This is a genomic window from Halorussus marinus (genome assembly GCF_004765795.1).
Classification (GTDB): Archaea; Halobacteriota; Halobacteria; order Halobacteriales; family Haladaptataceae; genus Halorussus; species Halorussus marinus.
Genome location: NZ_SBIV01000006.1, coordinates 264,950 through 288,182 on the forward strand (window position 1 = coordinate 264,950; position 23,233 = coordinate 288,182).

Annotated in this window: 24 protein-coding genes; 10 read left to right on the forward strand and 14 right to left on the reverse strand. The window is 62.5% G+C overall.

What is annotated here, in order from left to right:
* Positions 1-24: 24 nt before the first annotated feature.
* Positions 25-303 (reverse strand): hypothetical protein, encoded by a 279-nt coding sequence (locus EPY72_RS13655; protein WP_134671684.1) that lies wholly within the window; start codon positions 301-303, stop codon positions 25-27.
* 64 nt (positions 304-367) lie between these two features.
* Here EPY72_RS13655 and EPY72_RS13660 point away from each other — a divergent pair, with 64 nt between their 5' ends.
* Positions 368-562 (forward strand): glycine zipper 2TM domain-containing protein, encoded by a 195-nt coding sequence (locus EPY72_RS13660; RefSeq protein ID WP_134671685.1) that lies wholly within the window; start codon positions 368-370, stop codon positions 560-562.
* 41 nt (positions 563-603) lie between these two features.
* Here EPY72_RS13660 and EPY72_RS19835 read toward each other — a convergent pair whose 3' ends face one another.
* Complete coding sequence (locus EPY72_RS19835; RefSeq protein ID WP_135806780.1) at positions 604-984, reverse strand: type IV pilin domain-containing protein; 381 nt, start codon at positions 982-984, stop codon at positions 604-606.
* A gap of 599 nt (positions 985-1,583) precedes the next feature.
* A complete protein-coding gene (locus tag EPY72_RS13670) occupies positions 1,584-2,810 on the reverse strand; it encodes an MFS transporter (protein ID WP_168216044.1) in 1,227 nt (408 codons plus the stop codon).
* Between the two features lie 270 nt (positions 2,811-3,080).
* Between EPY72_RS13670 and EPY72_RS13675 the strand changes: the two genes are divergently transcribed.
* On the forward strand, positions 3,081-3,356 hold the full coding sequence (locus EPY72_RS13675) for a hypothetical protein (RefSeq protein ID WP_134671688.1): 276 nt from the start codon (positions 3,081-3,083) through the stop codon (positions 3,354-3,356).
* A 154-nt stretch (positions 3,357-3,510) separates the two neighbouring features.
* On the forward strand, positions 3,511-5,649 hold the full coding sequence (locus EPY72_RS13680; RefSeq protein WP_135806782.1) for a hypothetical protein: 2,139 nt from the start codon (positions 3,511-3,513) through the stop codon (positions 5,647-5,649).
* On the opposite strand, the gene EPY72_RS20175 is transcribed toward EPY72_RS13680, so the two are convergent.
* A complete protein-coding gene (locus EPY72_RS20175; RefSeq protein WP_280633727.1) occupies positions 5,650-5,784 on the reverse strand; it encodes a DUF7503 family protein in 135 nt (44 codons plus the stop codon).
* 252 nt (positions 5,785-6,036) lie between these two features.
* Complete coding sequence (locus EPY72_RS13685) at positions 6,037-6,438, reverse strand: type IV pilin domain-containing protein (RefSeq protein ID WP_135806783.1); 402 nt, start codon at positions 6,436-6,438, stop codon at positions 6,037-6,039.
* 336 nt (positions 6,439-6,774) lie between these two features.
* Between EPY72_RS13685 and EPY72_RS13690 the strand changes: the two genes are divergently transcribed.
* Entirely contained in the window at positions 6,775-10,407 is a 3,633-nt protein-coding gene (locus EPY72_RS13690) for a PAS domain S-box protein (protein ID WP_135806784.1), read from the forward strand.
* A gap of 78 nt (positions 10,408-10,485) precedes the next feature.
* Here EPY72_RS13690 and EPY72_RS13695 read toward each other — a convergent pair whose 3' ends face one another.
* From EPY72_RS13695 to EPY72_RS20080, 5 genes are all read right to left on the reverse strand, one after another.
* The gene (locus EPY72_RS13695; RefSeq protein WP_135806785.1) at positions 10,486-11,697 is read right to left on the reverse strand and encodes an ABC transporter substrate-binding protein; all 1,212 of its coding nucleotides are present in this window, start codon (positions 11,695-11,697) and stop codon (positions 10,486-10,488) included.
* A 184-nt stretch (positions 11,698-11,881) separates the two neighbouring features.
* Positions 11,882-12,103 (reverse strand): hypothetical protein, encoded by a 222-nt coding sequence (locus EPY72_RS13700; protein ID WP_135806786.1) that lies wholly within the window; start codon positions 12,101-12,103, stop codon positions 11,882-11,884.
* A gap of 233 nt (positions 12,104-12,336) precedes the next feature.
* Positions 12,337-13,461 carry a tyrosine-type recombinase/integrase gene (locus EPY72_RS13705; RefSeq protein ID WP_135806787.1) on the reverse strand — a complete coding sequence of 375 codons (1,125 nt, stop codon included), beginning with the start codon at positions 13,459-13,461 and terminating at the stop codon, positions 12,337-12,339.
* Complete coding sequence (locus EPY72_RS13710) at positions 13,454-14,041, reverse strand: J domain-containing protein (protein WP_135806788.1); 588 nt, start codon at positions 14,039-14,041, stop codon at positions 13,454-13,456. Before EPY72_RS13710 ends, EPY72_RS13705 begins: the two co-directional genes overlap by 8 nt.
* Complete coding sequence (locus EPY72_RS20080) at positions 14,038-14,163, reverse strand: DUF7557 family protein (RefSeq protein WP_134671696.1); 126 nt, start codon at positions 14,161-14,163, stop codon at positions 14,038-14,040. Before EPY72_RS20080 ends, EPY72_RS13710 begins: the two co-directional genes overlap by 4 nt.
* Before the next feature lie 107 nt (positions 14,164-14,270).
* Between EPY72_RS20080 and EPY72_RS19840 the strand changes: the two genes are divergently transcribed.
* On the forward strand, positions 14,271-14,396 hold the full coding sequence (locus tag EPY72_RS19840) for an antitoxin VapB family protein (RefSeq protein ID WP_244605579.1): 126 nt from the start codon (positions 14,271-14,273) through the stop codon (positions 14,394-14,396).
* Between the two features lie 72 nt (positions 14,397-14,468).
* Here EPY72_RS19840 and EPY72_RS13720 read toward each other — a convergent pair whose 3' ends face one another.
* Genes EPY72_RS13720 through EPY72_RS19500 form a run of 3 tightly spaced genes read right to left on the reverse strand, consistent with a single transcriptional unit; the run spans position 14,469 to position 16,301 of the window.
* A complete protein-coding gene (locus EPY72_RS13720; RefSeq protein ID WP_135806789.1) occupies positions 14,469-14,765 on the reverse strand; it encodes a hypothetical protein in 297 nt (98 codons plus the stop codon).
* The gene (locus EPY72_RS20180; RefSeq protein ID WP_455429244.1) at positions 14,758-14,928 is read right to left on the reverse strand and encodes a DUF7835 family putative zinc beta-ribbon protein; all 171 of its coding nucleotides are present in this window, start codon (positions 14,926-14,928) and stop codon (positions 14,758-14,760) included. Before EPY72_RS20180 ends, EPY72_RS13720 begins: the two co-directional genes overlap by 8 nt.
* 29 nt (positions 14,929-14,957) lie before the next feature.
* Complete coding sequence (locus EPY72_RS19500) at positions 14,958-16,301, reverse strand: hypothetical protein (protein WP_168216037.1); 1,344 nt, start codon at positions 16,299-16,301, stop codon at positions 14,958-14,960.
* Here EPY72_RS19500 and EPY72_RS13740 point away from each other — a divergent pair.
* From EPY72_RS13740 to EPY72_RS19505, 3 genes are read left to right on the forward strand one after another with little or no spacing between them, the layout of a single operon-like run.
* On the forward strand, positions 16,300-16,557 hold the full coding sequence (locus tag EPY72_RS13740; protein WP_135806793.1) for a type II toxin-antitoxin system HicB family antitoxin: 258 nt from the start codon (positions 16,300-16,302) through the stop codon (positions 16,555-16,557). The two genes, EPY72_RS19500 and EPY72_RS13740, sit on opposite strands and share 2 nt — an antisense overlap.
* Before the next feature lie 5 nt (positions 16,558-16,562).
* Positions 16,563-16,808 (forward strand): type II toxin-antitoxin system HicA family toxin, encoded by a 246-nt coding sequence (locus tag EPY72_RS13745; RefSeq protein WP_135806794.1) that lies wholly within the window; start codon positions 16,563-16,565, stop codon positions 16,806-16,808.
* A gap of 41 nt (positions 16,809-16,849) precedes the next feature.
* Positions 16,850-17,005 carry a hypothetical protein gene (locus tag EPY72_RS19505; RefSeq protein WP_168216045.1) on the forward strand — a complete coding sequence of 52 codons (156 nt, stop codon included), beginning with the start codon at positions 16,850-16,852 and terminating at the stop codon, positions 17,003-17,005.
* Between the two features lie 233 nt (positions 17,006-17,238).
* Here the strand turns inward: EPY72_RS19505 and EPY72_RS13750 are convergent, their stop codons facing one another.
* The gene (locus EPY72_RS13750; RefSeq protein WP_135806795.1) at positions 17,239-18,243 is read right to left on the reverse strand and encodes a Cdc6/Cdc18 family protein; all 1,005 of its coding nucleotides are present in this window, start codon (positions 18,241-18,243) and stop codon (positions 17,239-17,241) included.
* A gap of 164 nt (positions 18,244-18,407) precedes the next feature.
* Between EPY72_RS13750 and EPY72_RS13755 the strand changes: the two genes are divergently transcribed.
* Both EPY72_RS13755 and EPY72_RS13760 read left to right on the forward strand, forming a co-directional pair.
* Complete coding sequence (locus EPY72_RS13755) at positions 18,408-18,698, forward strand: winged helix-turn-helix domain-containing protein (protein WP_135806796.1); 291 nt, start codon at positions 18,408-18,410, stop codon at positions 18,696-18,698.
* A 242-nt stretch (positions 18,699-18,940) separates the two neighbouring features.
* On the forward strand, positions 18,941-23,113 hold the full coding sequence (locus tag EPY72_RS13760; RefSeq protein ID WP_135806797.1) for a surface glycoprotein: 4,173 nt from the start codon (positions 18,941-18,943) through the stop codon (positions 23,111-23,113).
* Positions 23,114-23,233 lie beyond the last annotated feature (120 nt).

The window sequence follows — 23,233 nt, forward strand, 5'->3', positions numbered from 1 at the left end:
GAAGCTCTCGGCGGGTCGGCGCCGCTACTCCTCGCGGAGCGCGCTCGCGATCGCTTCGAGTTCGGCCTTCCGGAACGGGCGGTCGGCCTCCGTCGGATCGGCTTCGTCGGACTCGCCGAGCGCCCGGAGAATCCCGGCCCGCATTCGGGACTTCGACGGCAACCGATTCCCGTCGATCTCGTGGCCCACGGCGTCACAGATCGCCGCGAGGGCCTCTTTGGTGAACGCGGTCGACTCGATTCGGTCGTGTCGTCCCACACTGCGTCGGATCTCGTTTCGGAGGTCGTCGACGGTCGGTGACATAGCTCGTCTACCGTACGGTCGTGTCGTCGGATACATTTATCTGCGTACTCGTCGAACTACGATCATGCGCAATCGTCTCATCCGAACGATGAACCGGGCCAAGTACGCGGCCGTCGGCGCCGCGGTCGGCGGTGCCGTGGGCGGGGTAATCAGCAGGAACGCCGCGAGCACCGCGGCCGGTATCGGTGCGCTCGTCGGCGCGACGGTCGGCGAGAAGCGGGCTTCGGTGCGGACGCTGGTCGAGGAGAACAGAAATTAAAAAGGGCGTACGGTGACCTTTGTGCCGGGTGTAAGTTTTAACTAACTACCGAAGGTGAAGACGGTAGCGTTTTGAGCGTTCCCATCGACATTGTAGGCTACCACGGAGTTGGAACTACCACTGCAAGTGATGGTCTGACCGACTTGAGTAGTGTGTTTAGTTGCCCAACCAGAGTCACCGGGACCATCTACGGCCGAGCATTTGATTCCAGTCGTACTGGGGCCAAGTGAATTAAGCGTGACTTCGTTGGTGCCACTAGCCGCCGAAACGCCTGCTGAGGCGTTCTGGTTGACGTTCTCGCCGAGGCCGAGCACGAACGTGCCGATGACGGCGGCCAGAATCACCGTGATGGCGACCATCAGGATGACCCCGATCACCGGGCTCACCGCGTCGTCGTCCGTGAGTAGTGTTTTGAAGTTCATGAGTTGTGTTTCTCGTTTGGCACGGTATCATCTCTGAGAAGTGGCCGCACATTTTATGCCGAACGACCGAGTACTTTGGTCCGTCGGCGGGGAGAGCCTGTCGAAGCCGCCCCACGTCCGACACTTCTCTGTAATGATACGTGCTTAGGTGAGCGTTAAGCTCACGAGTATATAAAAACTTCTCTACCTAAACGTATGGTTATATTATTCGCTCTTTTCGTTTCCCATTATCCCCCAACAGATAGCATTAGGGCTGGTTAAAACGGGTCTAAGCCGTCCCATAGAAAAATCAACCGATGGCGAGAGACTACGAGGATCCTTATCTCGAAATCTATGTTGAGCGATTTGGTGAGAGAGTGAGCGCGCTCGAAACCACCGTCCTCGACCCCGACGACATCGAGATAAAACAGTACACCGATCGCGACTCCTCAGAACTCCGGCGAATCGTCCAAGTCGAACGCGAGTCGGGACTCGATCCGGCTCTCGCGACCGGACCAGAGCCTTCGGCCCACCGCACTCGCGGCGGGTCTGCACCCCGAAAACCGTCGTCTTCGTCGAACTCGACGCGCCTCGGCGCGCGCTCTCGGGACCGCATCGGCTCACCCGTCGTCCCAGAACAACAGGCCGATCAGCGCGCTACCGAGCGCGCATCCCGCCAACAGCACGAACGCCTCGTCGAACCGACCTCGGTCGCCGAGCGCGCCGACGATCGTGGGGGAGGTCGCCGCCAGCAACAGGTACCCGGTCCTGAGCAGTCCGAACCCGGTCCCCTGCATCTCGGTCGGCAGGCTGTCGACCACGCCCGCCTGCGCGATCGGCCAGAACCCGAGCTGTGCGCTCGCGAGGACTGCGAGTACCACCAACAGCCAGACCTCGTCGGTCGCGAGCAGGAGCGCGATCGCGCTCGCCGACAGGAAGCTGAACCCGAGTAGGGTCGGCCTGTCGCCGACCGAGTCGGCCAACACGCCGGCCAGCGGCTGGACGAGGATGCCCGACGCGAAAAACGCGCTGTAGAGGAGCGCCGCCGAGCCCTCCGAGAGCCCCTTTATCGACACGAGGTAGGTCGGGAAGAAGCTCGTGAACCCCTGATAGACGATCGACATCAGGAGCATCGCCGCGGTGAGCACGAGGGTCTGTCGCCCGGTGACTTCGGCGACGAACCGCCGGAGGGCGTCCGCCGAGAGGTCGTCGGCCACGCTCTCTTGGCCGGAGGTGCGGGCGGGCACGGCGACCCAGAGTCCGACGGCCGCCAGCGCGAACAGCGGCGTCGCGGCCGCGAACCCGAGCCGCCAACTCGCGGCGCCGGCCACGACGCCCGCCCCGGCCGGCAGGAGGACGGTCCCGAGGTTCCCGGCGGCCGAGCTGACCCCCATCGCCGTCGCCGTCCGATCGGGATAGACGTCCGCGAGCGAGGTGAATCGGGTGGTCGCGTAGACGCCGGTCGCCGACCCCAGCAGGACGAAGCCGGCGAACAGCGCGAGCGTCGACCACGCGAGCGCGCTGGCCGCGAGCGCCACGATCGCGAGCGCCGAACTCGCCACGAGGACGGCCCGTTCGCCGATCCAGTCGCCGAGGACGCCACCGGGGAACTGCAACAGCGCGTAGGTGAACCAGAGCGTGCTCAAGAGCAGTCCCGCGGTCGAGAGTCCGATCCCGAAGTCCGCGCGGATGTACGGAACCAGCGTCGGCGCCGAGAGCCTGACCCCGAGTCCGAGAAACCAGCCGAACGCGATGGTGAACAGAATCCGTCCCCGCCCGTCGCTCGCGAGATCCGACGCGACCGCACGTACGCGAGCGGAGAGTCCGGAGGAGCCGAACGGAGTCACGTCGCCACACTGGTCCGAGTAGCGGCTTATCTGTTGGCATCCCGGAGAGGGACGGCGCCTTTCTCCGGGCTCGCCGCCGAGACCGTGCGGGCTGGTAGCAATGGTCGGAAAATGTTAACACTGTAACACCTGTACGATACGATCCCCATGATGGACGACCAGCACAGTTGACCCAGCGCCCAGTCAGGGAAGTACGTACCGCGTACATCCGTGGCGGGGCCTCCGAACCCGTTCGCCAGACACGCCGACTACCACCCACTCACCCCGCCAATGAACGAACAACGAGATCCGCACCGATCGACACGAACCGCCCGCCCAGAGTACCGCGCGCCCCGGACGTGGACCGGCCTCGCCCTGTACGTCGGGTTCGGCGCGCTCGTCCCGCTGGCGCTGTTCGCGCTCGCGCATCCGACGGCCGTCGCGGCCGCGATCGCCGGTCTCAGCGTCGGCCTGCTCGCCCGACCGCTCGGTCACCGACTGACCCGCCGGTCGGGTCGAGTCGAGCGTCCGACCAACGCCGTCGGACGCGCCGCGTCCGAGGAGTGACCGCCCGCTTTTTTCGAGGACGCCGCCGACGGCCGCTCGGCTTCGGAACGTGGCGCTGTTTCGATTCGTCGGACGCGTCGGTACACGATAACTGATACCGCCGATTTCAGTACCCGGGGTTTTTTCAATTTGGTTCGGAAATATTCCGCGTGTGATGAACAGTTTGGGAGGTGAGCGCTCCGCGTCTCCGGACGAGACCGCCGTCGGCACGCTCTCTTTCGAAGTCGACGCGGGCGACTGCGGCGTCACCGTCGTCGACTCGATAGAGCGACACCGCTACTCGGTCGAGACCTCCCGCCCGGTCGCTCCCACGCCCGTGGACGTCGACGACTTTCTGTTTCCCGCGGATGCGGGTGTCGCGATAACGACCGAGAGCCTCACGCTCCCGACGGTCGTCCCGGTCTACGTCAGGGATCAGACCGGCGACATGCTCGCGGAGGCCGAACACTTCGCCGACGAGGCCTTCGACGAGGGCGTCTACAGCATCGAACTCAACGCCCCGATCAAGCTCTATCTGAACGTGAGCGGTCCGCTCGCGGTTACCTCGGACATGGAACACATGCAGTTCGAGTTCGGCTCGGAGACGGAGGTGTTGCTCGGCGCGCGCTCGCACCACGAGCATCCGGCCGCGACCGTCACCACGACGGCCGACCCGACCGATATGATGGCGGCGGTCTCGACGTTCGGCTCCGCGCTCAAGACCACGAGTTGCGAGCGGTCGTATCCGACCCTCCGGGGCCATCCGCCGACGATCGAACTCGGAGACCAACTGGAGATTCCCGACGAGCTGACCGTCCCCGACACCGGAATCCGGATCGAGATCCCGCCGACGTATCGCGCGGTCTACGTCGCGGCGCCGCTGGCCTACTATCTCGGAGCCACGGTGGTCGAGGGCGATCGGCCGCGGGTCGTCACCGAGACGGGGTTCGAACACCCCCTCGACACCGAACGGGGCGTGGAAGCCGAGGCCGAACGGCTCCTGAAACAGACGTTCTTCCTCGACTGTCTGACTCGGACGGAAGGCTACTATCAGGTCGATCTCCACGAGCGGGGCGCGATCGAACCGAGAGTCGATCTCGATTTCGAGCGACTGTACGAACAGTCGCCGGCCGAGCAGTTGGAGGCGTATCTCACGGTCCCGTTCTCGGTCGTCGAACCCGAGATCCCCGAGTGGAAGCTGACGTCCCACGTCGAACCCGTAGCGACCAGCATCGAAACGCTACCGTTCGTCGTCGAGGATCTGGCCGTCGTTCACACCCCGAAAGAGCGCGAGCCCGCAGACGCGACACAGGAAGCGGCGGCCGTAGAAGATTTCTTCCGGACGGGCGCGACCGACGAGGCCGCCGAGTTCACCCGGAGCACCGATCGGACGACCCCGACCGACGAGTCCTACGTCCAACCGGAGTCGGCCGACTCGCTCGAACAAACGTGGGTCGGCGACGGAACGCCCATCGGCGCGAGCAAGGCGACCACCGCGGCGTTCCGCAACCACCTCAACCGGACGCCGACCGAGGGCGACATCGAGATCACGGTCGTCTGCAACGACCGACAGATGAACGAGGAGCGCGACGCGGTCGACGCCGGCTACGGCTCACGCGAAACGCTCCCGTTCGACGTCACCGTCCACCACGATCTGACCACGACCGAACTCCGCGACGTCCTCGCTCGCCAGACCGACTTCCTCCACTACATCGGCCACATCGACGGCGGCGGCTTCGAGTGTGCCGACGGGAAGTTCGACGCGACGACGCTCGATTCGGTCGGCGTGGACGCGTTCTTGCTGAACGCCTGCCAGTCGTACGCACAGGGGATGCACCTGCTCGAGGCGGGAAGTATCGCCGGCGTCGTCACCCTGAGCGACGTGATCAACACCGGTGCGGTCCGGGTCGGCCGGACGATGGCTCGCCTGCTCAACGCCGGATTTCCGCTTCGGGCGGCGCTCACCATCGCCCGGAACGAGAGCATCGTCGGGGGCAAGTACATCGTGGTCGGCGACGGCGGCCTCTCGATCGCACAGGCCGAGAGCGGGACGCCGAACCTCTGTGAGATCGAACGCGACGGCGACGCGTTCACCCTCCGGATGGAGACGTACCCGACCGCCCAGACCGCGATGGGGACGCTGATAATCCCTTACATCGAGCAAAACGAGACGCACTTTCTGACGTCGGGGGTCGACGAGGAGTTCTCGATGCGGGAAGACGAACTGCGTCGATTCCTGAGCCTCGAAGAGGTTCCGATCCGTTTCGACGGGGAACTGCGGTGGAGTACCGACCTCTCGGTCGAGCAGTTGTGATCAGGGACCGGCGGTCGAGCCCAGATTCGCGGCCGCCGAGTTGCCCGCTTGTGTCAAAAGTAGACAGATCGTAAAGAGGACGCCGGCCATTCTCGGATTCTGTGCGATGTAGTCTGCGATGTCTGTTTTGGACATTGCACGACATACTCTTGGATAAAAATATGTGAAATTTTCTAAACAATACTGACAGATAAAATACTGACTTTATTATTGTGAATGTTTTATATAAACGAACGAGTTTGAGAGTCATTACATAACACGGTCGGTGGGGTGTAGAACGCTCGTCGGGTGCAATCGCCCGCTTTTCGAAGCCTATCTTCGCTCTCACCGCGACGAACACGCCGGCACTGCTCGCGGCGTCACACTCACCGTCGAGAGCGCGAACCGCTACCCGTCGAAGGTGTAGACCACTGCGTCTCCGATTCCGTCGCCGAAGGCCACGACGGAGTTCGCGTTCGAACTACAGGAGATCGAATCGCCGACGGTCTCGGTCGCTCCGGGGCGGTCGCCGTCGTCGTACCGGTCGTTCGACGAGTCCAGATCGTCCCCGGTCTCGTCGGCGTCCGAACACCGAACGCCGTCCGTGTTCGGACCGACCGAGTCGAGCGTCACCGTCCTGTCTCCCGTCGGGGAGACCCCCGCGGTGGCAGTTTGGTCGACGTCTTGACCGAGTCCGAGCACGAACGTCCCGATGAGCGCGGACAGAACCGCGGTGGTGGCGACCAGCAGGACGACGCCGATCACCGGCGAAACGCCGGTCTCGTCTGCGAGTAACTGTTTCGGGTTCATCGTTTGGGTCTCTCGGCACTGCATCGGCGCCGACACGCGGTGGCGTTCGCCGACTCGCGGGGTCGATTTCGATCGGCGCCGATACGTGCTCGGACGCTACTTCCCATCCGCTATACATAACCTCTTTGCCATGTAGGTGCCCTCTGGCCGGAGCGGGGGCCTCGAAACCGAGGGAAATCGGCTCTGAGAAGGCGGCTCTACCGACGGTGTTCGTCTCTGACCGGTGGCCGGCGATGCGAACCATTCAGAGCGCTTACTGGCTCTCTCGGACGTATCAAACACGGGAGCGATGCCGGCGGCGGAACTCCTTTAGCCTCCGCTCGCCTCCTACTCGGTATGTCTGCCCCCGGGCCATCCGAGGGAATCTACGCCGAGACACTGGCGGTGTTCGGCGAGTCGACACACACACCAGAACCCCTCAGTACCACCGAGGTCGCCGACGCCCTCGACGTTCCGCGGCGGACCGCGTACAAACGACTCGATACCCTCGCCGAGCGTGGCGACGTCGCCACCAAGAAGGTCGGCGCGAGTGCCCGCGTCTGGTGGCGCCCTGACGCGTCTCGGCCGACCGCCCCCTCCGAGACCACTGCTCCGAGGGTCGAGTCGATGATCGACGTCCTCGACGGCGCCGGGGTCGGCGTGTTCGTCCTCGACGCGGACTTCGAGGTCGCGCGGATCAACGACGCCACCGAGCGGTACTTCGGACTCGACCGCGAGGACGTCGTCGGTCGCGACAAACGCGGGCTCGTCGAGGATTCCATCGCGGACCGCGTCGACGACGCGACCGCGTTCGCCGACACCGTTCTCGCGACCTACGACGACAACACGGACACCGAGTGCTTCGAGTGTCGGGTCACCCCGGGCGCGGACCGCGAGCCCCGGTGGCTCGAACACTGGAGCAAGCCCATCGACGCCGGCCGGTACGCGGGCGGGCGCATCGAACTCTACTACGACATCACCGACCAGAAACACTCCGAGCAGGCGCTCGCTCAGGAGCGGAGTCTCACCGACCGCCTGCTGGAGACCGCGCCGATTCGCCTCGCCATCTTCCGGCCCGACGGGTCGGTCGAGCGGATGAACTCCCGGGTCCGTCGGGAACTCGGCCTCGAGGACGCGGACCTCTCGGCGTTCGAGCTCGGCGACTTCGACGTGTACGATCCGGACGGCGATTCGTTGCCCGTCGAGCGCCACCCCGTCTCGCGCGTGCTCGAAACCGGCGAGCCGGTCCGAGGGGAGGTGATCCAACACGAGACCCCGGACGGCGACCGGCGGTGGGTGTCGCTCAACGCCGCCCCGCTGTTCGACGCCGACGGCGACCTCGAACGCGTCGTGGTCACCGGCAAGGACATCACGGCGCTAAAACGGACCGAGCGAGCGCTCGCCCGGCAACGCGATCAGCTCCAGCTCGAACTCGACGACGTGTTCACGCGCATCACCGACGGCATGCTCGCGGTCGACCTCGACTGGACGGTCACCTACGTCAACGACCACGCCAAGCACCTCCTCGGCCGTCCCGACGCAGACCTCCGCGGGAAGAATCTCTGGGAGGCGTTCCCGGAACAGGTCGGCTCCGACGCGTGGGAGCGGTATCACGAGGCGATCGAGACACAGCGACCGATCACGTTCGAGACCCGGTCGGCGGAGGTCGGCGGGTGGGTCCAAGCCCGCGCGTACCCCTCCGAGACCGGGCTCTCGATCTACTTCCGGGACATCACCGAGCGCAAGGAGCGAGAGGCCCGACTCGAGGAGGCCCGGAATCGCTACCAGACCCTCGTCGAGCACTTCCCGAACGGGGCGGTCGCGCTCGTCGACGCCGACGAAGACGGGAGACTCCGGTACGTCACCGTCGGCGGCACCGCGATCGAATCGGCGGGGGTCGACCTCGAGGACCTCGAGGGCCAACCGCTCCGCGAGCGCCTGCCGCCCGAGATCGTCGACGAAATCGCCCCGCACTACGAGGCCGCGCTCGACGGCGAGCAACGCGTCTTTCAGTCGGCGTTCGGCGACCGCGTCCATCAGTTCCGGATGGTCCCGGTCCACACCGACGACGGCGAGGTGTTCGCCGCGCTCGGCATGTCCCAGGACATCACCGAGCTGAAAGCCCGCGAACGCGAACTCGAACGCTACGAGACCATCGTCGAAACGGTCGACGACGGCATCTACGCCCTCGACGACGACCTCGAGTTAACGATGGTGAACTCCGCGCTCGCCGAACTGATCGGGGACGACCGCGAGGACCTCCTCGGCACGTCGGCCCGAACCATCACCGACGACGTCTGGGACGGGGTGGCCCAACTGGAGGCCGAGATGAGAACCGGGGACCGCTCGTCGGCGAGCGTCGAGTGCACGCTCGAAGCCGCGGACGGCGATCGCATCCCGGTGGAGGCGACGTGGGTGCTTCGGTCGACCGACGACGCCGACGAACGCGTCGGTACCGTCCGGGACGTCAGCGACCGGAAAGCCCGCGAGCGAGAGCTTCAGAACCGCGTCCAGCAACAGCGGGCGCTCGCGGAGTTCTCCCAGCACGCGCTCGAAGATCGGTCGCTCGACGAACTGTTCGACGAGGCGGTCGAACGCGTCGCCGACGTCCTCGATCACGACTACTGCAAGGTGCTGGAACTGCTCCCCGAGGCCGACGAACTCCGGTTGCGAAACGGCGTCGGGTGGCGCGAGGGCATCGTCGGGGAGGCGACGGTCGCGGACGACCGGTCCTCACAGGCCGGGTACACCCTCATCGCGGAGGAACCGGTGGTGGTCGAGGACCTCGCGAGCGAAGACCGATTCAGCGGCCCGGCGCTCCTGACCGACCACGACGTTCAGGGAGGGATCAGCACCGTGGTCGGGTCCTACGACGAGCCGTGGGGGATTCTGGGAACCCACGACACCGACCGCCAGTCGTACGCCGACCACGACGTCCAGTTCGTCCAGAGCATGGCGAACATCCTGACGAGCGCCATTCGGCGCTACGAGCGCGAACAACAGCTCGAACGCTACGAGACCATCATCGAGACGGCCGACGACGGCGTCTTCGCGCTCGACGCCGACGAGCGGTTCGTCCTGGTCAACGAGGCGTTCTGCGAGCTGACGGGGTACGACCGACAGGAACTGCTTGGCCGCCACGCGTCGGTGGTCCACAGCGAGCGAGTCAGCAGGGAGGCCGCCGAGCTGAGCGAGCAGGTCGCCGACGGTCTCGGGAGCGTGACGGTGGAGGTGGAGTTCCCGACCAGAGACGGCGGAACGATCCCGGTCGAGAGTCGGTTCGGCCCGTACCGGTACGACACCGACACGGACGCTCGGGCCGGCATCGTCCGGGACATCTCCGAGCGCAAAGAGCGCGAACAGCGACTCCGGGCCCAAAACGAGCGACTCGAAAGCTTCGCGAGCATGCTCGCCCACGAACTCCGGAACCCGGTCACCATCGGCCAGATCTACACCCAGCAGTTGTCGACGGACCCAGACCCCACGGCCGTGGAGTACGTCACCGAGGCGTTCGACCGGATCGAGGATATGATCGACGTGATGCTCGTGTTGACGCGGGGCCGCGACGCCGTCAGCGGCGACGCGACGATCCATCTCGAAGCGGTCGCCCGGGAGGCGTGGGCCGAAGCCCAGACCCGGGACGCGACCGTCGACGTGGCGCTCGAAAAGACGATCGAGGCCGACGAGACGTACATCAGTCACCTGTTTCGGAACCTGTTCGAGAACGCCGTCGAGCACGGTGGGGCCGACGTTACCGTCACGGTCGGCGATCTCCCGGACGGGTTCTACGTCGCCGACGACGGCGAGGGAATCCCGGCCGGGGAGCGCGAGACGGTGTTCGAGGTGGGGTACACAACCGCCTCCGACACCGGCGGCACCGGGTTGGGGCTGGCGTTCGTCGCCGAGTTGGCCGACGTCTACGAGTGGACGGTGACGGTGACCGAGAGCCCGACGGGGGGCGCCAGGTTCGAGTTCCGGGACGACTCGTGAGCGGCCACTCACTCCGGCCGGGTCGACTCACGCCGCGCGCCCCACCGCAGGGAGCGTCGGACGCGTGGGTCGTTTCGGTCAGAAGTCGCCGTCGATGACGTTCGCGACGCGCTGTCGGTCGAAGAACCGTTCGTCTTCGGGAATCTCGGGATACGCCCCTTCGACGTACGTCGGCCACTCGCCGAACACGTCGGGGTAGAGCTGTTTGGCCGTCATCTCGAGCTGGAAGAGATTCACAATTGGGCCCTGATAGCGCGCGCCCTGCGCGTAGACCCGGCCGTCTTGCACCGCGGTGAGTTGCCCGCCGACCGAGTCGTTCTCGAGCGTCGTGCGGACCTCCTCCATATCGGTCTCGGGGTGCATCCCGCCGAACGAGAGGATCACGTCGGGGTCGGCTTCGAGCAACGCCTCCATATCGACCTTCGATCCGGAGGTGACGGCGTCCCCGAACGCGTCGACGGGTCGGAGGGGCCGGACGTGCGCGGTGAGAAACCCCGGCGTGTCGACGTTGTAGACGTAGGGCGAGGTCGGCTCGCTGAACCCGCCCATGACGACGCTCGGGCGCTCGGACGGGAGGTCGGACTCGATTCGTTCGAGCACGTCCTCGTGGATCGAGGCGAGCGCCTCGTACCGGTCGGTCGCTCGGAAGACCCGCGCGACCTTCTCGAACATCTCCCAGAGGGTGTAATACTCGTAGCTGTCTGCGTACTCCTCGGGAGGTTCGAGGTGGCGATTGCTGAAGTGGTTCCCGAACCACGGCGAGATCTGCTCGCGGATCTCCTCGATATCGTCTGCGTTCCACTCCTCGAGCGCGAGCACGCTCGCGGGGTCCGCGAGGTGGACGTCGCTGTCGAGGTCGTAGAGCTTCTCCTTCGACGCGTTCCACGAGGAGTACAGCCCCGACCAGTCGAGTTCGACGCCGGGGAGACGCGGGGTGTACTGGTTCCAGAGCGCGTCGTAGTAGTCGGGCGCGTGCATCGCGTTCACGTCCTCGCCCCGCCCGAGCGCGAACGCCATACCCGCCAGATGTGTGAGTCGGGTGAATATCGTCTCGGGCACCGACTCGAAGGCGACTTCGCCCATCGGCGCCATCGTCACCGAGTACGAATCGTCGCCGGCCGTGGTCGTCTCGCCCGCGGTCGCCTCGGTGGGTTCGGTGGTCGTCTGGGTTGTCGTCGACCCCTCGCCTCCCGTACAGCCGGCGAGCAGGCCACCGCCGACGATCGCTCCGCCGAACTTCACGTACTCACGCCGCGTCGGTCTCTCGTACTCGGAGTCGTCGTTCGCCATGGGATTTAGGCTAACCTAAAACGTCATAGTACTTCCGGTTTTTAGGCCGGCCAAAATCTATCGGTGCGTCGGTTGCGACTGCGTTCGTGAGAATCGGTGAACGAGCGACTGCCGTCGAGTAGTCGCTCGCTTCGTCCGGACGGAGTGGCGTCGGTCGATCTGGGACCCGCTCGGGATGCTTCGATCAACAGGGGCCGCCTCGGTCGGGCGACCACTCGCAGGCATCGCCCGTCGTGAGACCGTTCTCGTCTACGTACGACACGAGACACGCGTAGTTACAGAAGTACGCCGGCGACCCGCAGTCGTCGTCGCAATCACGGACACAGATCGGATCGTGGCCGAAGATTCGCGACCCACAGTACGCACACTCCTCGTCGTCGTCTGGCGTCCCGACGGTCGCGGACATACCGATGGTAGACGAGAGACGACCGAAAGCGTTTCGCAGATGGGGTGTCGAGTACCGGCCGACGATATTCGCCGAGGGAAGGCTCTGGCCGTCGAACCCCGACCGCTACGTACGTTCGACTCTCGACCGTCGCTTCGGCGTAAAATTCGTGATGGGACCGCTGAGTACCGCGGTACGGTCCGTTGCTATACCCATCCCAATTTCGAACGCGGGGGAGTTATCACTCATATCTCTCACTCAAGATCGTCGAGGTAGCTACGGCGCGATTCCATCCGCCGGAGCAGCTCCGGGTGATCGTAGTGCTGCCGAATCGTCTCCGGCGTCGCGTTCACCTTCTCAGCCAGCACCTCCGGCGGCCACCCGCAGTCGCGATGCCACGTAATCGAACCCGTCCGGATCCTGTGCGGCGACCGCGCCGACGGGCACCGCTGCTCGCGACCGTGGTCGAGCGCCTCGCACTCGTCCGGGTCGCGGTTGTGGGGGCAGGTCCCGTACCGACACGGCTGAGTCACGATGTAAAACCGCCGCCGAATCCCGCCCTTCGACATCCGTCCGCCGCCCTTCTCCGAAGCAAACAGCGGACGACGACCGTATTCGTCCTCGACGCTCGGTCGATTGAACTCGATGAAATCTCGCAAGATCCGGCCGAGCTCGTCGGTCAGCGACACCGGGCGCTCACCCTCGCTCTGGTTCTTCAACGGCGTATCCGACTCCGGGCGATGCCGGAAGAACACGAACGGGACCGAAACCTCGTCGGTCAGTCCGTCACCATCACCCAGATCGGCCTCCTTGAACAGGCCCTCCTCTTCGAGATTCTCCTCGTGGGCGAGCCGTTCGATGTCGCTCTCTTCCAGATAGCAGTCCCTGACGTCCAGCGCGTGGAGTGCGCCGAGGCGACAGCCCGTCTCCCACGCCAGCGCGAACAGCGCGTGGTCGACGCTCGCCCGCTCGAACCGTTCGAGCTTCTCCTGGATGGTCTTCGCGCGGCTCGTCGTGAGCTTCTCACGGTTCGCGCGCTCGGCCTTCGTGAGCGCCGGCACGTCGAGCGCCCGCGAGAGACCGTCCTCGACCGCGTCGATGTCCTCGCAGAAGTCGAGGAACAGCCGGAGCGTCCCGAGCTGGTTGTTCAGCGTCGACGAATTCAGCTCTTCACCGCGGCGGTGCGAGTCGAACCGGTAGAGGGTGCGACCGTCGAGCGAGTTCAGGTTCTCGATGCCCTCCTGTTCACACCATCGAACGAACTGATCCATCCGATAGCGGTAACTCTGAACCGTCTCCCGGGCCTTCTCGGACTTCTGGCGTTCGATCCACATCTCCATCGCCTCGCGCGGCGCGAGCGGCTGGAGGTCCTCACTCATTCAGCATCGCCTCCTCGGCGTCGACGACGCGCTTGAACCGCGATTCGTCCCCACCCGCATCCGGGTGGTGTCTCTTCTTGAGCCGGCGCGCCGCGGCCTCCACGACCGCCGCATCGGCGTCGGGCGCGACGTCGAGGACCTCGTGGGGCGGCTCGCGCGCGACGAGGGCGTCGGTCCCGTCCTCGCCCGACGGGAGCCGGGCGTTCGCGAACTCCGACTCGCCGGTCTCGACGGGACGCTGTTCCATCATGCGCTTCTCGTGGACGTAGAGATAGAGCGTGCGCAGATTGTCCCGGAGCCGCGAATAGGCGTCGCAGGCGACCGCGTACCGCCTGCCGTTCATGGTCCACCGGACCACTGCACCGGGGTCGTCGGGGCTCGCGTCCGCGTACGGGTACTTCGGATTCTGCTTCTGGTGGCGCGCGGCGGTCGCGAGCTGCCACCCGTCCGCGTTCAGTCGGTCGAACTCGGTTTCGAGATCGTCGACGGTCTCGCGCACCGTCGCGCCGTAGTGGTTGTTTCGCGTCCGCTCGGCCGGCTCGGTACGCCCGAAGTCGGTCGGCCAGTCGAGCGCGGTCACGGCGATTCCTCCTCGTTCATGATCCGCTGGAGAACCTCATCGAACGATTCTCCGGGTTCTTTCGCACGATTCAGCCGTTTCCATGTGTCCGCGGAAACAGACACGGTGGTCATATCTTCCATAGTATCTCAGTTCTATAATTCTATGAATATAGTTCTATTGTTCTATAGTAACACAGTACTCGATTGCACCCAAAAGCCCATATCCTACAGCGCCCACTGATTCGACAATGGCCGACGACGTGACCTCGATACAGGTGCGCAACGAGACGTGGCAGGAACTGAACGCCCGGAAAGCACCGGGCGACACCTTCGACGACGTAATCCAGCGCCTCCTGGACCAAGCCGACGAGTAGGTCTTCATTCTCTCATCTCCCGCCAGCTATCGGCGGTACGCGGATCGGGACTACCAGCGCAGTCGAGCGCGATCATTCGCCGTCACCCCCCGGTCCCTGGTCCTCGGGCTGGGTGTCGTAGAACCCGCCGCCCATCTGGCGGAGCATCGTGCCGTCGACCTGCGTCACCTGAAAGACGTCGAGGCCGTCCGCGCGAGCCTTCTCGCGGGCCTCCTGCTTGATCGTCCCGAGCTTCATCCCGCCGTCGAGGTCGATCTCGTACTCGCGGGACGCGAGCGGTCCGATCCGCCGGACCGTCACCGTCGTCGTCTCGCCTTCGATCACCTGTTCGTCGCCGTCGCTGTCGTCGTGGTCGATAGATTCAGGCATTGTTCATCCTCCATGTCGTTTCGCACCCGCACTCCAGACACTCAGCCACCCGATACGGCTCGCGCGAGAATGTCGAAGCGCCCTCCGCCCGCATCTCGATCGTCACCGAGTGCGGCGTCTCGTCCTCGCAGTCGTCACATTCCTCACTGCGGTCGACCGTCATCCGCGGGTCACCCGTCTGTCGTGTCGAACTCACGTCGACTCACCACCGAGGACATCGAGGACGTCCCGGAGCATCTCCTCGTCCGCACGCTCCGCCCGAGCGACGATCTCCCGCTGAAGGTCGTGACGCGAATCCTCACGGCTCGGCCACGGCACGTTGTGAACCTCCGTCCAGAGCTCGTACATCGAATCCTCCTCGAGCCGGACCACCACGCGATCGCCGTCCTCCGACGTGAACCGAAGCGCCCACTCGCCGCTGTTCGCTCCAGCAGGGCCGTAAGCAACTGTCCGAGCGGGGCCAACGCGTAGCGTCCGCGTTTCGAAGCCACCGTCGGTCCGAATCTCGTCAGATTCGGTCTCCGCGCCGGATTCATTGCCAACCACTCGGAGGTCGAAGGAACTACCGCGGCAGTCAACGTGTTCCTGAACTTCCGTGTTGCACTCGGTGCACTCCCAGCCGACGATGTGGCCGTCGTGTTCGTCGGTGTGGGCGGTCCCAAGATACCGCGCATCAATGGCGTCCTCGCAGTTGGGGCAGTCAAGTCGCGTAAGTTGGTCGGCGGTCTCCTCCCCGCCATCGGCCAGCGCCCGCCGCTCGCTGTCGCCAGCGAGGTCGCGCGCGGTCGCCGTACTGGCCGAGCACCCGCACGGCGCGAAACTGTGAGAGGACGGACCGCTCGTCACCAGCGCCAACACTGGCTCGCCGCATTCCGGGCAAACAGCGTAGTTCTCTGACGATTCCGCCGGTCGGTCGGGGCTTTCATTACCCCGCGTAGCGTTGTTAAACACGGTTGCAGCACCTGGTTTGCTGGAACCACTGCGGGCCGGTGCTGGATCCACCGGCTCGCGTATTCTGCCAACCTGAATGTCGGCAGAGTGGCGAGTATCTGCGGACCTTGACGGCCCGCGAGTCGTTCCTATCTCAACTGTTACAGTATAGTCATATAAATCTGACTTTAGATCATTAGTAAAAGACAAAAAGTCATATATTCCTGTCTCCAGAGTGTATTTTTCAGACTTTACGAAGGAAATAACCGACTCTTGACCCAAGCAACTCGTATGCCCCTTCGCCTCCCTGCGAATTGGATGGGTCCTGCGGATGATCGGCTTCTGGAGCTTTTGGATGCGGAGGGACCGAGTTCCCCAACTCGAATTTCTCGGGATGATAGAATTGACCTTTCTCGCCAGCACATCAATTCCCGTCTTCGTAAATTGGAGGAGGCAGAATTTGTCACAAACCTTGGAAATGGTGTGTACTCGGTTACTGACCAGGGAGAGCAGTATCTTTCTGGAGAGTTTGACGCCCGTCATATCGAAGAGCCAGATATAGTCTGACCGAACGCTTATCCGAGAACCACCCGTATCCAGATTCATGAGCACCGAAGTCCGTCGAGAGATTCGCCTCATCGAAGAGGACGACGGATGGTGGTCGGCCATCGACGAGGCGGTTGGTGTCGCCAGCCAAGGCGAGACTCGCGGCGAAGCTCTCGACAACCTCGACGAGGCGGTCGTCCTCCACAAAGGTGAGGCGGGCGAACCCATCGAGGACGAGGAGGCGTTCCTGCGCGACCTCGGGATCGACTCCGAGGAGATCGAGGGAGATCGCGAACCCCCCGACTTCATGAAGTAGCATCGATGCCGACGCGAGACTTCTCCGGCCGCGATATCGTGAAGGTACTCAGCAAATTCGACTACCGACCCGTCAGTCGAGAGGGAAGCCACGTCCGACTGCGATACGATGTCCCCGAGACCGACGAAGTGCGCCTGGTGTCGGTCCCGCTGCATGACCGTATCCGGGAAGGGACGCTGCGGAACATCGCCGACCAGTGCGGGGCCAACGACTTCGGCGAGTGGTACCGCTGGATCGACGAATACCGTTAAAATCATGCGTCGAACCCCTCCAGTCCGGTTTTCTCCGCGACGTGGTCAAGCCAGTCGGGACAGTCGAGAGCAGTTCGTTCGCCGTTCTCGTAGCCCGCGAGATATTCGGCGCTGTCGTCCTGGCGGACGCCGAACACCCACCGTCGATCGCCGAGCGAAACGTCGAGGCGGGCGGTATAATCCCGATCGTCGGTTAGCTTGACCGTTGCGAGGCGACCGTTCGGTAGATTGATTCTCCGCTTCTTACCGGTTCGTCGAACCGGGTCACCTGGTTGTGGCATATTCGGGGCGAGACAGTCACATGTTAAAGGGTCGGTGCGCAGATGAACGAAAATAACCAGGTTTTGAGGGTAGAGCTTCTCAGATGGCTGAGAAAAGACGGTAGAAGCGATGAACGAAAGTGAACGAATGAACGAATCCCGACGCCGTACTACGGTTTGGAATATCGGTAGTAGGTTCCCCGAGTCGCCCCGATCTGCTCGATCAGGTCGTACCGCTCAAGCGACTGGAGATACCGACGGCGGGTCGTTTCCGATTTCGGATTCTGGGCACGCTTTTCGTACTCTTCGCGCAGATCGCCGGCCGCGATCTCACCGTTCTCGCGAACGATGTCATGGAGAATCTGCTGATGGGTCGAGAGGCGCTGTATGTTCCGCTCTTGAACGTCAGTCTCGGCGTCGTCGACCACGTCCTCGACCAGCCCCGGACTCAAGGTATCGAGACCCTCTCGCTGGGCACGCTCAGCGGCTCGTCGAAGGAACGCGATCGCGAGCCGAGCGTCACCGGCGGCAAGTTCCGCGATGCGGGAGATCGTCGAGTGGTCGGCAGCCCCATGTTGAAGGCCCGCGACGACGCGGGCTTCGATTATGTCGACCAGCTCGTCTGAGTGGTACTTTTGGAGCCGAATCTTCTCGGCACTCCGGACGCGTGAACTGACCCGGCTATCCGCGTTCGAGAGAAAGTCGTCCTCGTCGACGCACACCATGAGAAGAGTGATGTGTGGTTCCTCCCAGAGAGAGACGATCACCGATGGGTCTGCGAGCACGTCGACCTCGTCGAGGATCACGACCATGTGCTCGTCGAGATGCCTGAGTTTGTCGAGGTACTGTGTCGTCGACGCCGATTCCAGCGAGAGATCGATTCCGAGACCGGCGTCTCGAAAGAGCGCGTGAAACGCCCCTGACATTGATGAGTCCGAGAGACAGTTGACATAGCCACTTCGGACGCTGAGCGTGGCGCTCTTGAGCTGTCCGACCGTGTACTGGGCCAGTGTGGTCTTTCCCGCTCCGGAAGGCCCCGTGATAAGTGTATTCTGTCCGGAGAGGTTCTGCTGTATCGGTTTGAGACAACTCGAAAGATGCTCGATTTCGCCATCGCGGTGGTGCAACTCGGACGGGATGAAAATTGGCCGGAGGGCGCGAGCGTCCGTAATCATTCATCTGTCGATACAGGATTTTATACTATAAATTCTTATCATTTAGATATATTAATGGTATCTGTGCATTTACTAATCATCAAAAAACCTTTGCGTGATGGACTCTATACTACTGGTAGATGGTAAACGTACATGGCGAACCATATTGAAGGTGATACGATACTATGAAACTCATCGATCCGACAGATTTCGAAATTCTAGAAGCACTTGAAGAGAATGGCCGGAATACCCCAACGAACATCGCACTTATGCTTGACAAAGATCAGGGATATGTCGCTACTCGTCTCCCTCATTTACTAAGCTACGATCTTGTCAAGCGAATTGGGCCCGCTGAAAATAGTGGCTTGTACGAGATCACGGATCGTGGTCGACGCACAATCGAACACTGGGACGACTATGGCGACCCCGATACGGATTTCAAGAAGCTCATTGAACAAGAGCCAAACGGTGTATAAACAGTCTACTCTTCTAATAATATATCTTTTTCTATGGCTTCCTCGTTCCTCTTTTAGTTGTTGGGTGTTCCCCAAATCGCATAACTCGAAGCTAATGTTTCTATTCGCTTATTTAATTTCTACTGATGTGTGTGGTTTCCCATAGCTTTATTTGGCCCCAGTATATACCACCGGTACGTGGCCCTAGGAGATACGACCCCTAAGCAGAACTGGGTCACAGATCCGACGGTAAAACATAAAACATGACAAGAGAACAAACACGCGACAAGCTTCGCGCCGTCTTCCTCTCGGCGCTCATGGTCGTCTCCGTCTTCGGAGGCACCGTAGCGTTCGCGGGGACTGCGGCTGCGAACGCGTCGAATTTCAATGTACAGACTGAAGAACCGGTTAAACCCGGGGAGCCAGTGACAATCCAATCAGAAGCAACTGCGAATACTGACGTAACATTCGCCATTGACTCTGCTGGGAATACTGAAAATCTCAATGAGATCGGTACTTCCAACGCCGGGAACGATGGGGTGGCTTCTATAACATTCACTCCCACCGACGAAAGTGTTCCCTCTGACGCAGACAAGAAGTACGATCTCTATGCAGCCGAAGGTAGTACTCTGGGTTCAGCAAGTGACTCTGACACTCAGACGACGCTGACAGTCGATGGCGTTGCCCCAACAATCGAAAACTTCCAGATTACGAACGAAGACCCAACTGACACCCAAAGTGTAGAGGTCTCGTTCACCAGTGACGAACGCCTCGAAACTATTGATGCGACTGTCAAAGTTGATGGTCAACAAGACGGTACTCTCAGTAGTGTAGACTTCAGTAAGAACGGGGACACCTACACTGCAACTTACGATGGTAGTAGTGATGGTGACTACACGATCATCCTGAACACGGCCGCAGATAAGGCCGGAAACGACGGCGCTGATGGCGAGTCCGACTCAGTTACGGTTGACACCCAGCAGCCCTCGATTAGTAAGGTTACGACCAATTTCGTTGAGAATAGTAACGTCCTCGAGGTTACTGCAGTCGCGAACAACGAAGCACTCGACTCAAGTTCGATTTCAGCGGACGTCACTGCCGGTAACAACGACATCACGACACTGTCTAATGACGACTGGTCGAGTGTCGGGGACACGCAGTACGGTTACCAGGCCACCTACAACGTGCCCACGAAGACCGAGGCAAAGTGGACGGTCGATGTCACGTCCGCGGCCGACCTGGCCGGGAACGAGATCGACAACCCCGATGCGGGCGTGTCGCAGGACAGCCTCGATGTCGACACGTCGGCATTCGCTCTCTCGATCGACCAGCCGAAAGAGAACGTCGACGTCCAGAGCGGTGACGTCGTCGACGTCAAGTACAGCTACAAGGACACGAACCCCGAAAGCGTCGTCGTCACCCTCACCGACCAGCAGGATGACGATACGTACACGTACAACATCGACGACAGTCAGTACGCCAACGACAACGCCCAGAAGTCGCTCACGATCGACCTGAGCGAGCACGGGGAAGCCGGGGACACGCTCGCCGACGGTGTCTACGACGTGACCGTCATGGCGGAAGACCCCAGCTCGGGCACGAGCAGCGCAACGCAGGCGAAAGTCGTCACGGTCGACGACACTCCGCCGGTGTTCAAGAAGAACGCTGATGACACTGTCGTCACCGACTTTACTCAGTCCAAAACGACGACCGGCTTCAAGATAGACCTCTCCGACGACACGTCGGGTGTCGATGCGAGCACGATCGAAGTCGACGTCACGCAGAACGGAGATACCACCACCTGGACGGAGGGTGACGAAGGCGTCTCCTACGACTCCGAAAGCAACGAGATCGTCGTCGCCAAGGGCACGCTGAGCCTCTCGGAAGGCTATGTGACGATTCAGGCGTCCGCGGACGACAACTCTGGTAACTCGAAAACCAGTGAAAAGGAAACCTACACCATCAACACCGAAGCCCCGGCGATCACTGGCGTGGAAGCCGAGGCCGGTGATGACACGGTGACCGTCAAGTTCTCCGAGGCTGTCACGGCGGCCGACGGAGACTTCTCGAAGGACGACTTCGCGTACACCGACGTCAGCGGTGACGGTGCCAGCGAAATCACCGGTGTCGAGGCGAAGGAACTTGACAACGGCTTCACCGACGAAGTCGAACTGACGCTCGACACCGCCGTCGCGGCGAGCGACCTCGAAGCTGATGAGGTCAACGCCCGCAAGTCCGCGCTCGAAGACCGCAAACAGGACAACGTCAAGGCGACCGACGCGGCTACCGTCGTGCTCAAGGATACGACGAGTCCTTCGGAAGACGGCTGGTTCGATAAAGTGGACGCGCCGACGATCAACGAGGACAACAACGGCGACTCCTACACGGTCACGGTGACCGTGAGCGAGCCCGCTTCCATCGACTCCGTCGGCCTGACGCTGGACGACGGTGAGGGTAACTCCGTTTCGACGGACTCCCCTGTCAGTGTTAGTGCTGACGGCACTGCAGAAATCACGCTCACCACGACGAGCCTTACCGAAGGCGACATTGAGGTGCGTGCCGATGCATACGATGTCGGTGGTCAGGAGTCCCTCGATCAGATTATCAAGACGGACCTGACCAAGGACACTGAGGCACCTAAACTGGCGTCTGTCAAAACGGATGTTGGGACTCAGGAGCTCTACCTCAAATTCGATGAGTACGTGAATCCCGGCCAGGCGGTTAAACTTGGCAATTACCAGACGCCGGACGGCATCGATATCAACACTCTCGTACACGATGGCGGTGACACGTACACCGCAAAGCTCGACAGTCCGGTGACTGCCGACGTGGCCGGAAACAACGAGAAGACCATCGTGCCCACGAGCGATATCGAGGACTCCTACGGTAACGATGCCGCTGGAGACGGTGCTTCGCTCGAGGACCGTAGCGCGCCGATGTTCGCCGAGAGCGCGGCGTTGACCTCGGACGGTTCGACCGAGGTCACCGTCTCGTTCACCGAGAAGCTGTTCGACGCTGACGGAAACGCCGTCAGCGCGGAGGACTTCACCTACGTCAACAACGGCGACGACGACGGAAACAAAGTCACCGACGCGAGCTACGGCGACGGCCCGACTGAGGTCGTCCTCACCCTCGACAGCAAGGTGACTGCCGACGATCTCAACACTGACGCGATCACGACCTCGGCCGTCGACTCGGTCGGGAACGCGCTCCCTGACGGCGCGAGTGCGACGCTCACGGTCGACATCGGTCTCGAAGAGCCCGAGCTCACGAGCGAGGACGGCAAGACGGTCAAGATGTCGTTCACAACCGACGAGGAGCTCGACTCCTTCGACGCCAGCCTGTACGCGACCGAAAACACTGTCGACAACGACAACGACGGTGTCGAGGACCTCTCGCGCGACCTCGATGAGAGCGACTTCGAGGAAACCGAGAACGACGACGGAACGTTCACCTACGTCAACACGGTGGACGTGCCGCGTGACGGCGGCTACAAGTTCTCCATCTCCAGCACGACCGCTGTTGGTGGAATGACCGTCAACTACAACGACGAGAAACACGTCGATTCGGTTGATGTCGACACGGAAGCTCCGTCCCCGGTCGACGCGGAGATCGTCAGCTACAACGGCGTCGAAACTGAAATCGCGGTTCAGTTCAGCGAACCCGTTGCCCTTACTGGTCCGACCGCTATCTCGCTGGACGGCAGCGGGTTCGGGGAGGTTGACTCTGAGCGTGAGGAGAGCAACCAGATCACCGTGACGATCCACGGTGCGGTCCAGACTGGTGACGAGCCGAAGATCGTCTTCGCGTCCGATTCGTACGCGGAAACGACGAGCGACAGCTCGCAGGGAACTCAGGACGGCGTGGTCGTCAACACGCTCGAAAGTCAGCTCTCGGCCGGCGCGAACTTCGTGTCCGTGCCCGCCGCGTCCGGTGAGCTCTCCGTCAGCGAGGTCGTGACGCAGCTCGGCGGCGAAGAGAACGTCGACAGCATCATGACCTACGACGGCGGCGAGTGGCAGACCTACAACCCGACGAAGCCCAGCGACAAGCAGGACTTCGACGCGATGCAGGGCGGCCAGGGGTACATCGTGACTCTCAGCGAGTCCGCCGAATTCGAAGTCAACGTCAACAACGTCGTCGGCGGGAGCGACTACGACGACGGCGGCACGCCGCAGGCCACCCAGCTCGAAGAGGGCTGGAACCTCGTCGGCCAGTGGCAGGAAGGATGGCAGAACGCTGACACTAGTGAAGCGCTCGCTAGCGTGTCCGACGGCGTCTCCGACTCGACCGCTGTCTACGGCCAGGTTGGCAACGGATACCAGTACACCACGGTCAGCAACTTCAACCCCGGTGAGGCCTACTGGGTCTTCGCGACCGAGGATACCTGGTACACCGAATCGCAGACGTTCGACCGGCTTCGGCTGGCCAACTGACGACCGCAGCACCACTTGACTTCCAATTTATTTGGGGGTAACTCAACAAGATGACACACCAAACAATACGGAAGAAATCTGTGCTGCGGCTGCTGGTAGTCGCGTTCGTCGCGCTACTAG

Bases quoted from the DNA above. Each gene is read 5' to 3' on its own strand.
- EPY72_RS13720 (WP_135806789.1), bottom strand. From the start codon at position 14,765: ATGCCTGAATCTATCGACCACGACGACAGCGACGGCGACGAACAGGTG.
- EPY72_RS13685 (WP_135806783.1), bottom strand. From the start codon at position 6,438: ATGAACCCGAAACAGTTACTCGCAGACGAGACCGGCGTTTCGCCGGTG.
- EPY72_RS20180 (WP_455429244.1), bottom strand. From the start codon at position 14,928: ATGACGGTCGACCGCAGTGAGGAATGTGACGACTGCGAGGACGAGACG.
- EPY72_RS13660 (WP_134671685.1), top strand. From the start codon at position 368: ATGCGCAATCGTCTCATCCGAACGATGAACCGGGCCAAGTACGCGGCC.
- EPY72_RS20175 (WP_280633727.1), bottom strand. From the start codon at position 5,784: ATGTCCAAAACAGACATCGCAGACTACATCGCACAGAATCCGAGAATG.
- EPY72_RS19500 (WP_168216037.1), bottom strand. From the start codon at position 16,301: ATGAATCTGGATACGGGTGGTTCTCGGATAAGCGTTCGGTCAGACTAT.
- EPY72_RS13680 (WP_135806782.1), top strand. From the start codon at position 3,511: ATGAACAGTTTGGGAGGTGAGCGCTCCGCGTCTCCGGACGAGACCGCC.
- EPY72_RS13760 (WP_135806797.1), top strand. From the start codon at position 18,941: ATGACAAGAGAACAAACACGCGACAAGCTTCGCGCCGTCTTCCTCTCG.
- EPY72_RS13695 (WP_135806785.1), bottom strand. From the start codon at position 11,697: ATGGCGAACGACGACTCCGAGTACGAGAGACCGACGCGGCGTGAGTAC.
- EPY72_RS20080 (WP_134671696.1), bottom strand. From the start codon at position 14,163: ATGGAAGATATGACCACCGTGTCTGTTTCCGCGGACACATGGAAACGG.
- EPY72_RS13755 (WP_135806796.1), top strand. From the start codon at position 18,408: ATGAAACTCATCGATCCGACAGATTTCGAAATTCTAGAAGCACTTGAA.
- EPY72_RS13655 (WP_134671684.1), bottom strand. From the start codon at position 303: ATGTCACCGACCGTCGACGACCTCCGAAACGAGATCCGACGCAGTGTG.
- EPY72_RS19840 (WP_244605579.1), top strand. From the start codon at position 14,271: ATGGCCGACGACGTGACCTCGATACAGGTGCGCAACGAGACGTGGCAG.
- EPY72_RS13690 (WP_135806784.1), top strand. From the start codon at position 6,775: ATGTCTGCCCCCGGGCCATCCGAGGGAATCTACGCCGAGACACTGGCG.
- EPY72_RS13700 (WP_135806786.1), bottom strand. From the start codon at position 12,103: ATGTCCGCGACCGTCGGGACGCCAGACGACGACGAGGAGTGTGCGTAC.
- EPY72_RS19835 (WP_135806780.1), bottom strand. From the start codon at position 984: ATGAACTTCAAAACACTACTCACGGACGACGACGCGGTGAGCCCGGTG.
- EPY72_RS13740 (WP_135806793.1), top strand. From the start codon at position 16,300: ATGAGCACCGAAGTCCGTCGAGAGATTCGCCTCATCGAAGAGGACGAC.
- EPY72_RS13750 (WP_135806795.1), bottom strand. From the start codon at position 18,243: ATGATTACGGACGCTCGCGCCCTCCGGCCAATTTTCATCCCGTCCGAG.
- EPY72_RS13705 (WP_135806787.1), bottom strand. From the start codon at position 13,461: ATGAGTGAGGACCTCCAGCCGCTCGCGCCGCGCGAGGCGATGGAGATG.
- EPY72_RS13745 (WP_135806794.1), top strand. From the start codon at position 16,563: ATGCCGACGCGAGACTTCTCCGGCCGCGATATCGTGAAGGTACTCAGC.
- EPY72_RS13675 (WP_134671688.1), top strand. From the start codon at position 3,081: ATGAACGAACAACGAGATCCGCACCGATCGACACGAACCGCCCGCCCA.